8 protein-coding genes are annotated in these 8,649 nt (G+C 65.4%); all 8 read left to right on the top strand.

Annotated elements, in window-relative coordinates:
• A partial coding sequence (locus tag QZ609_RS21320) for a ribosome-recycling factor (RefSeq protein WP_295499282.1) occupies positions 1–300 on the top strand: 300 nt, incomplete at its 5' end.
• A 52-nt stretch (positions 301–352) separates the two neighbouring features.
• Complete coding sequence (uppS, locus tag QZ609_RS21325) at positions 353–1,129, top strand: polyprenyl diphosphate synthase (RefSeq protein ID WP_295499284.1); 777 nt, start codon at positions 353–355, stop codon at positions 1,127–1,129.
• A 3-nt stretch (positions 1,130–1,132) separates the two neighbouring features.
• Positions 1,133–1,948 carry a phosphatidate cytidylyltransferase gene (locus QZ609_RS21330; RefSeq protein WP_295499287.1) on the top strand — a complete coding sequence of 272 codons (816 nt, stop codon included), beginning with the start codon at positions 1,133–1,135 and terminating at the stop codon, positions 1,946–1,948.
• Between the two features lie 14 nt (positions 1,949–1,962).
• Positions 1,963–3,144 (top strand): 1-deoxy-D-xylulose-5-phosphate reductoisomerase, encoded by a 1,182-nt coding sequence (gene ispC / locus QZ609_RS21335; protein WP_295499290.1) that lies wholly within the window; start codon positions 1,963–1,965, stop codon positions 3,142–3,144.
• A 104-nt stretch (positions 3,145–3,248) separates the two neighbouring features.
• On the top strand, positions 3,249–4,637 hold the full coding sequence (gene rseP, locus QZ609_RS21340) for an RIP metalloprotease RseP (protein WP_295499293.1): 1,389 nt from the start codon (positions 3,249–3,251) through the stop codon (positions 4,635–4,637).
• A 135-nt stretch (positions 4,638–4,772) separates the two neighbouring features.
• A complete protein-coding gene (gene bamA / locus QZ609_RS21345) occupies positions 4,773–7,040 on the top strand; it encodes an outer membrane protein assembly factor BamA (RefSeq protein ID WP_295499303.1) in 2,268 nt (755 codons plus the stop codon).
• The gene (locus QZ609_RS21350; protein ID WP_295499296.1) at positions 7,040–7,594 is read left to right on the top strand and encodes an OmpH family outer membrane protein; all 555 of its coding nucleotides are present in this window, start codon (positions 7,040–7,042) and stop codon (positions 7,592–7,594) included. Before bamA ends, QZ609_RS21350 begins: the two co-directional genes overlap by 1 nt.
• Positions 7,595–7,604: 10 nt before the next feature.
• The coding region (lpxD, locus tag QZ609_RS21355; RefSeq protein WP_295499300.1) for a UDP-3-O-(3-hydroxymyristoyl)glucosamine N-acyltransferase at positions 7,605–8,649 on the top strand (1,045 nt) is incomplete at its 3' end.

The raw sequence follows: 8,649 nt of genomic DNA on the forward strand, positions 1-8,649 counted from the left end.
CTGGGCCTGAACCCGGCCACCATGGGTGACATCATCCGCGTGCCGACGCCCGCGCTGACCGAAGAGCGCCGCAAAGAGCTGACCAAGGTCGTGAAGGGTGAGGGCGAAGATGCCAAGGTCGCCGTGCGCAACCTGCGCCGCGATGCCAACGAACAGCTCAAAAAGCTGGTCAAGGACAAGGCCATCTCGGAGGACGACGAGCGCCGCGGTGGCGACGAGGTGCAGAAGCTGACCGACAAGTTTGTCGCCGAAATCGACAAGCTGGTCGCCGAGAAAGACAAGGAAATCATGACGGTGTAAGGCCGTCTCCCAAGGCCGGCGCATCGTGCGTCGGCGGCGGGAAGCCCGATTCATGCATATCAGCTCTACACAGGCGGTGCCGGACACCGCCGATACGCCGCGCCACGTTGCCATCATCATGGACGGCAACGGCCGCTGGGCCACCGAGCGTCACCTGCCGCGCGTGGCCGGGCACAGCCGTGGCCTTGATGCCGTGCGCGCCACGGTCGAAGCTGCGGCACGCCGTGGCGTCGGCTACCTGACCCTGTTCGCCTTCAGTTCCGAGAACTGGCGCCGCCCGGCCGAGGAAGTCACCTTCCTCATGAAGCTGTTCATGACGGCGCTGCGCCGCGAAGTGAGCAAGCTGCATGACAACGGCATCCGCCTGCGCGTGGTGGGCGATCTGGAGGCGTTCAGCCCGCGCATTCAGTTGCTGATCCGGGAGGCGGAGGCCAAGACGGCTGCCAATACGGGGCTGACCGTCACCATTCTCGCCAACTACGGCGGCCGCTGGGACATCCTGCAGGCCATGCGCGCCCTGGTGGCCGCGCAGCCGGGTATCGCACCCGAGTCCATCACCGAAGAGATGCTGGCGCCGCACATGGCGATGGCGTACGCGCCAGAGCCGGACCTGTTCATCCGCACCGGCGGCGAGCAGCGCATCAGCAATTTCCTGCTCTGGCAGCTTGCGTATTCCGAACTGTATTTCACTGACCGCTACTGGCCCGATTTCGACGCCGCCGAGCTGGATCGCGCCTTCGCCTGGTATCGCAACCGCGAGCGCCGCTTCGGCCGCACCAGCGCGCAGCTCGATCCGTCCGTCCCCCCTGTGCGATCCGCCGGAGCCTGACACATGCTGCTGACTCGCGTGATTACCGCCGTCTGCCTGCTGATTGTCATCCTGCCGATTCTGTTCTTCGCGCCGCCCGCCGGTCTGGCCGGGTTGGTGACGGTCTTTGCCGCGCTGGCGGCGTGGGAGTGGGGCCGGTTGGTGCGCTTGCCCGGCTGGTGGGGCCCGGTGGTGTATGCCGCGGTTGCCGTGGTGCTGACGATTGCATGGCATGACATGCCGGCGCGCGGCGACGTTCGCCCGCTGTTCTACGCGTCGATAGCGGCGTGGGCGGTGGCCTGGGTGCTGCTCGCCGGCGGTGTGCGTGAGCTGACCGGCGGACGCCGGCTTGTGTTCGCGCTGCTGGGCTGGGTGATCCTGCCGGCGTTCGTGCATGCGGTGATCGTGCTGCGCGCATCCGGCATCGCGTTTTTGCTGTCCGTGGCGATCCTGGTCTGGGCGGCGGATGTTGGCGCGTATTTCGTCGGCAAGGCGATCGGCCGCCGCAAGCTGGCGCCGACCATCAGCCCAGGCAAATCGTGGGAGGGTGCCATCGGCGGTGCTGTGCTGGTGCTCGTCATCGCCGCGGTGGCCGGCACCACGCACTGTTTCGCGCCGACGTGGTTCTCGCGGCAGTTCGACCAGAACGGCGTGTTAGTCGCTCTGGCGCTGACGCTCGTGCTGGTGGCCGCGAGCATCGGCGGCGATCTGTTCGAGTCCCTGCTCAAGCGCCAGGTCGGCATGAAGGACAGCAGTCGCCTGCTGCCCGGCCATGGCGGCGTGCTTGATCGTATCGACGCGCTGCTCCCCGTGCTGCCGCTGGCGGCATTGTTGATCTGAGGCGCTGCCCGACCATGATGCGCATTACCGTTCTTGGCGCCACCGGCTCCATTGGCGACAGCACGCTCGACGTGGTGCGCCGCCATCCCGATCGCTACCGCGTCTTTGCATTGACGGCCAACGCGCAGGTCGACAAGCTCGCCGCGCTGTGCCGCGATTTCCGTCCGGCCATGGCGGTGCTCGGCTCGGCCGCCGCGGCCGCCGCGCTGCGCGACAAGCTTGGCGCTGACGCTGCCGGCATCGACATCCGCTTCGGGCCGGAGGCGCTTGAAGAAGCCGCGGCCCACCCGGACTGCGACGTGGTGATGGCCGCCATTGTCGGCGCGGCCGGCCTGCGTCCGACGCTGGCGGCCGTGCGCGCCGGCAAGCGCGTGTTGCTGGCCAACAAGGAGGCGCTGGTGATGTCTGGCGCGCTCTTCATGGATGCCGTGCGCCAGCACGGCGCCACCGTGCTGCCGATCGACAGCGAGCACAACGCCATCTTCCAGTGCCTGCCGCAGCAGGCGCCGCACTTCGGGCGCGGTGTCTCTCGCATCGTGCTGACGGCGTCAGGCGGCCCATTCCGCACGCGGGCGGTCGACACGCTGGCCGACGTCACGCCCGACCAAGCCTGCGCCCACCCCAATTGGGTCATGGGCCGCAAGATCTCGGTCGACTCCGCCACCATGATGAACAAGGGCCTGGAGGTGATCGAGGCGCACTGGCTATTTGGCGTGCCGGTGGAGCGCCTGGAAGTGCTGATCCACCCGCAGAGCGTGATCCATTCGATGGTCGGCTACGACGACGGCTCGGTGCTGGCGCAGCTCGGCAACCCCGACATGCGTACGCCGATCGCCTACGGCCTGGCCTACCCAGAGCGCATCGAGGCAGGTGTCTCGCTGCTGGACCTGGCCGCCACTGGCACACTGACGTTCGATGCGCCCGATTTGCGCCGCTTCCCTTGCCTGGCGCTGGCGTTCGATGCGTTGCGTGCTGGCGGCACCGCGCCCGCCGTATTGAACGCCGCCAATGAAGTCGCGGTCGAAGCGTTTTTGCAGCGCCGCATCCGCTTTACCGACATCGCTGCGGTGGTGGCCGATACGCTGGCGCAGGCGTCCGTCGTACCAGCGGATTCGCTCGACACGGTGTTCGGCGCCGATGCGGATGCGCGCGGCCGCGCCGAGCGCTATATCGCATCGGCGTGCGCGCATTCATAACGCCGCCGGCCGCGTGAAAGCGGCCTGTCAGCGCGGGCGGGTAACATAGTGCGCTGGCGCGGGCCGCGCCCGGACTGGCCCGCCGACGCATCCGGAGAAGGTTCTTGCAGACCGTTTTAGCGTTTGTCTTTGCGATCGCCGTACTGATCGTCATCCACGAGCTGGGGCACTACAGCGTCGCGCGCCTGTGCGGCGTCAAGGTGCTGCGGTTCTCCGTCGGCTTTGGCAAGGTGCTGTTCCGCCATATCGGCCGCGGCCCTGACCGCACCGAGTGGACGATCTGCGCCATTCCGCTTGGTGGCTACGTCAAGATGCTCGGCGAGAGTGCGCGCGACCCTGAGAAAGACCCGCCGATCCCGCCCGAAGACCTGCCGCGCACCTTCGACCATCAACCGGTCTACAAGCGTTTTGCCATCGTGGCCGCGGGGCCCGTCTCCAACTTTCTGCTGGCGATCGTGCTGTACGCGGTGTTGGCCTGGGTGGGCGCGCAAGAGCCGCTGCCCGTCCTGAGCGCGCCACCGCCCGGCAGCATTGCCGCACAAGCCGATCTGCGCGCCAAGGACCGCATCATCGCCGTCGGTACCGACAACGACACGCCCACGCCCGTGCGCGCCTGGAACGACGTGCGCATGCGCCTGTACGAGGCCGGGATCGGCGGGCACGACGCTGTGGTGCGTGTGCGCGGCGCGGACGGCGCCGAGCGTACCGTGCGCCTGAAGGAGCTGCCGAGCGCGGCGCGCACGCCCCAGACCGACGTGATCGACCAGATCGGGCTGCGCCTGCTGGGCGGGCCGATCACCATTGCCGAGGTGCTGCCGGGCAGCGCCGCCGAGCACGCCGGGCTGCGCCGTGGCGACCAGATCGTCCGCTTCGCCGGCCAACCTGCCGATCAGGCCATGGACCTGATCCGCTGGATTCGCGCCATGCCCGAGCAGAACGCGTCGATCGACATCCTGCGCGACGGCCAGCCCATGACACTGCCGGTGCGCGTCGGCGCCGATGCCGATCCAGCGCACCCGAATGGGGCGAAGCTCGGCAAGCTGGGCGCGCAGCTCAGCCAGCATGTGCAAACGGAACTGATTCGCGACGAGCCGGCCCAAGCGCTGGTGCATGCGGTGGGCGAGGTGTGGCGGACGTCGATGCTGTCGCTGCAGGTGCTGGGCAAGATGATCGTGGGGCAGGCGTCGCTGCAGAACCTGAGCGGCCCGATTACGGTGGCCGATTTTGCGGGCAAGGCGGCGAGCCTTGGCTGGCAATCCTTTGTCGGCTTTCTTGCGTTGATCAGCGTGAGCCTGGGTGTGCTGAACTTGTTGCCCGTTCCGGTATTGGATGGGGGGCATTTGCTGTATTATTGCGTGGAATTTTTGACAGGCAAGCCCGTGCCGGAATCCTGGCAAGCGGTACTTCAAAAGATCGGCATCGCCTGCATCCTGCTTCTCACTTCGCTCGCTTTGTTCAACGATCTGAGTCGGCTGTTCCTGACTCGGGGCTAGCCGATTGGCGCAAGTCTCATCATCGTTGCCGCAGGCGGGCGGAAATACCAGGGTTTTGAAAACACTCGGAAGTGGATTCCAACCGGATCCAATTAGGGGATTAGATTGATCAGACACCATCGCTTCCCGCTCAGCATGCTGGCGGCTTCTGTGCTGACCGTTTGCGCCGGTCAGGCTCATGCTGTGGAGCCGTTCGTCATCAAGGACATTCGCGTGGAGGGGGTGCAACGCGTCGAGCCCGGCACCGTATTCGGTTATCTGCCCGTGAAGGTGGGCGAGACCTTTACCGATGAGAAGGGCGCCGAATCGATCCGCGCGCTGTACAACACCGGTTTCTTCAAGGACGTGCAGATCCGCGCCGAAGGCAATGTGCTGGTGGTGCGCGTGGAAGAGCGTCCGGCGATCTCGCAGCTGGAATTCATCGGCATCAAGGAATTCGACAAGGACACGCTGCGTCGTTCGCTGCGCGGCGTGGGCGTGGCCGAAGCCCGCTACTACGACAAGTCGCTGATCGATCGCGCCGAGCAGGAGCTCAAGCGCCAGTACGTCTCGCGCGGCTACTACGCCGCCGACGTGCAGACCACGGTCACGCCGGTGGACGCCAACCGCGTGTCGGTCACCTTCACGGTGGACGAAGGTCCGGTGGCCAAGATCCGCCAGGTCAACATCGTCGGCAACAAGGCCTTCAAAGAAGGCGACCTGCGCGACGAGATGCAGCTGTCCACGCCCAACTGGCTGTCTTGGTACACCAAGAACGACCTGTACTCCAAGCAGAAGCTGACGGCCGACCTGGAAGCGCTGCGCTCGTTCTACCTGGACCGCGGCTATCTGGAATTCGCCATCGAGTCGACCCAGGTTTCCATTACGCCGGACAAGAAGGACATCTACCTGACGCTGAACCTTCACGAGGGTGAGCAGTACAAGGTGTCGGACATCAAGCTGACCGGCGAACTGCTGTCCAAGCAGGCCGAGATGGAAAAGCTGATCAAGCTCAAGCAGGGCGACGTGTTCTCGTCGGCCAAGCTGTCCGCCACCACCAAGGCGATCACCGACCTGCTCGGCACGTACGGCTACGCCTTCGCCACCATCAACCCGCAGCCGCAGATCAACCAGAAGGATCGCACCGTTGCGCTCACGCTGGTGGTCGATCCGGGCCGTCGCGTCTACGTGCGCCGTGTCAACGTGGTCGGCAACAGCAAGACGCGCGACGAGGTCGTGCGCCGCGAGATGCGCCAGATGGAAGCCTCGTGGTTCGATGGCGAGAAGCTGCAGCTCTCGCAGAACCGCATCAACCGCACGGGCTACTTCACCGACACCAACATCACCACCGAAGACGTGGCAGGTACGGCCGACCAGGTGGATGTGAATGTCAACGTGACCGAAAAGCCGACGGGCTCGATCAACCTTGGCGTGGGCTTCTCGTCGACCGACAAGGTGGTGCTGTCGGCCGGTATCCGCCAGGACAACGTGTTCGGCTCCGGTACCAGCCTGGGCCTGGATGTGAACACCTCCAAGGCGAACCGCACCATCGCGCTGACGCAGTACGATCCGTATTTTACGACCGACGGCATCAGCCGCTCGACCGAGCTGTACTACCGTACGTACCAGCCGCTGTACTACACGGGCGATACGACGTACAAGATCGTGCAGCAGGGCGGTAACGTGAAGTTTGGCGTGCCGTTCTCGGAAACCGACACCGTGTTCTTCGGCATCGGCTACGAGCGCACGACCATCGACGTGTCGAGCAACACGCCGCTGGCCTACCAGAACTTCGTCACCAAGAACGGCCGCATCACCAACAACATCCCGATTACCGTCGGCTGGTCGAAGGATCAGCGTGACAGCGCGCTGGTGCCGACCCGCGGCCGCTATCAGCAGGCCAACCTGGAAGTCGGTATTCCGGGCGGTGATCTGGAGTACTACCGTGCGTACTACCAGCACCAGTACTTCTATCCGGTGTCGAAGTCGTTCACGCTGGCCTTCAACAACGAAATCGGCTACGGCCACGGTTACGGCAACAAGGACTTCCCGGTCTTCAAGAACTACTACGCGGGCGGTATCGGCTCGGTGCGTGGTTATGAAACCAGCACGCTGGGTCCGCGCGATGCCAACGGCATCGCCATCGGCGGCGCCAGCAAGTTCGTCGGCAACATGGAATTCATCTTCCCGCTGCCGGGCTCGGGCGTGGACCGCACCGTCCGCCTGTTCACGTTCTTCGACTACGGTAACGTGTTCGCCGAAGGCCAGCCGTACAAGCTGGGCGAGATGCGCTACTCCACCGGTTTCGGCCTCTCGTGGCTGTCGCCGATTGGCCCGCTGAAGATCAGCATGGGCTTCCCGATCAAGCGCAAGGCCCAAGACCAGACTCAACGCTTCCAGTTCCAGATCGGGACTGCATTCTAATGACCGCACCCATCATGAAATCCACGCGCATCACGTTGTCCCGCATGGGCGTGTCCGCTGCGTTTGCAGCGCTCGCCGCACTCAGTTTCGCTATGCCGGCCGCCGCCCAGGAGGCCCGCATCGCCGCCGTTAATTCCGAGCGCATCCTGCGTGATTCGCAGCCGGCCAAGGCTGCGCAGGCCAAGCTGGAGACCGAGTTCTCCAAGCGTGACCGCGAGCTGCAGGACATGGCCGCCAAGCTCAAGACGATGTCCGACAAGCTCGATAAGGACACCGCCGTGCTGGCCGATTCCGATCGTGCCCGCCGCCAGCGCGAGCTGTCGGACATGGACCGCGATTTCCAGCGCAAGCAGCGTGAATTCCGTGAAGACCTGAACCAGCGCCGCAACGAAGAGCTGGCCCAGGTGCTCGAGCGCGCCAACCGCGTGATCCGCTCGATCGCCGAGCAGCGCAAGTACGACCTGATCGTGCAGGAAGCCGTGTACGTGAACCCGCGTATCGATATCACCGACGAAGTGCTGAAGGTCCTGAACGCGCAGCAATCGGGCAAATGAGGCTGTATCCATGTCGTTTTCGCTTGGTGAACTCGCCGCGTCGCTCGGCGCGACCGTCCAGGGGGACGCCGGCCTGATCGTCAAGTCGATCGCGCCGCTGGACCAGGCCGGCGCCGATCAGCTCGCTTTTCTTTCCAATCCGCTGTACCTCAATCAGGCCGTGAGCTCCGGCGCGGGCGCGATCATCGTGTCGCCCCGTGACCTGGAAACGCTTGCGGCCCAGGGCCACGCCGACGGGCGCAACTGGCTCGTCGCCGCCAATCCCTATGCAGCGTTTGCACGCGTCGCCCAGCGCTTTGTCGCGCTGGCGGCGCGGCCGGTCGTGCCCGGTGTGCACCCGAGCGCCAGCGTGGGCGAGGGCGCCGTGGTGCCGGCGTCCTGCTCGATCGGCCCGAACGTCATCATCGAGGCCGGCGCGATGCTGGGCGAGCGTGTGCGCATCGCTGGCAACAGCTTCGTCGGTGCGGATGCCCGCATCGGCGACGACACGCTGCTCTACGCCAACGTCTCGGTCTACCACGGCTGTGTGGTTGGCGCACGCTGCATCCTGCATAGCGGCGTGGTGATTGGCGCCGATGGTTTCGGCTTCGCGCCCGATTTCGGTCCGCAGGGCGGCGAGTGGGTCAAGATTCCACAGACCGGCCGGGCCGTCATCGGCGACGAGGTGGAGATCGGCGCCAACACCGCCATCGACCGTGGCGCGATGGCTGACACCGTGGTCGAGCAGGGCTGCAAGATCGACAACCAGGTGCAGATCGCGCACAACGTGCACGTGGGGGCGTACACCGTCATCGCCGGTTGCGCGGCCATTTCGGGCAGCACCAAGATCGGGCGCTATTGCATCATCGGCGGCGCGGCCAACTTTGCCGGGCACCTGACCATCGCCGATCGCGTGACCGTCTCGGGCGGCACGTCGATCACCAAATCCATCACCAAACCCGGTGGCCACTTCACCAGCGTCTTCCCGTTCATGCCGCACGGCGATTGGGAACGTAACGCAGCCATCGTCCGAGGCCTGACGCGCATGCGCGAACGGTTGCAACAACTGGAACAGC

Origin of the sequence: uncultured Ralstonia sp. (assembly GCA_913056305.1) — a bacterium.
In the GTDB taxonomy this organism is placed as follows: Bacteria; Pseudomonadota; Gammaproteobacteria; order Burkholderiales; family Burkholderiaceae; genus Ralstonia.

What these genes read in the sequence shown, in the direction of transcription:
- ispC (WP_295499290.1), top strand. Translation starts at nt 1,963, where the DNA reads ATGATGCGCATTACCGTTCTTGGCGCCACCGGCTCCATTGGCGACAGC.
- QZ609_RS21350 (WP_295499296.1), top strand. Translation starts at nt 7,040, where the DNA reads ATGACCGCACCCATCATGAAATCCACGCGCATCACGTTGTCCCGCATG.
- uppS (WP_295499284.1), top strand. Translation starts at nt 353, where the DNA reads ATGCATATCAGCTCTACACAGGCGGTGCCGGACACCGCCGATACGCCG.
- QZ609_RS21330 (WP_295499287.1), top strand. Translation starts at nt 1,133, where the DNA reads ATGCTGCTGACTCGCGTGATTACCGCCGTCTGCCTGCTGATTGTCATC.
- bamA (WP_295499303.1), top strand. Translation starts at nt 4,773, where the DNA reads ATGCTGGCGGCTTCTGTGCTGACCGTTTGCGCCGGTCAGGCTCATGCT.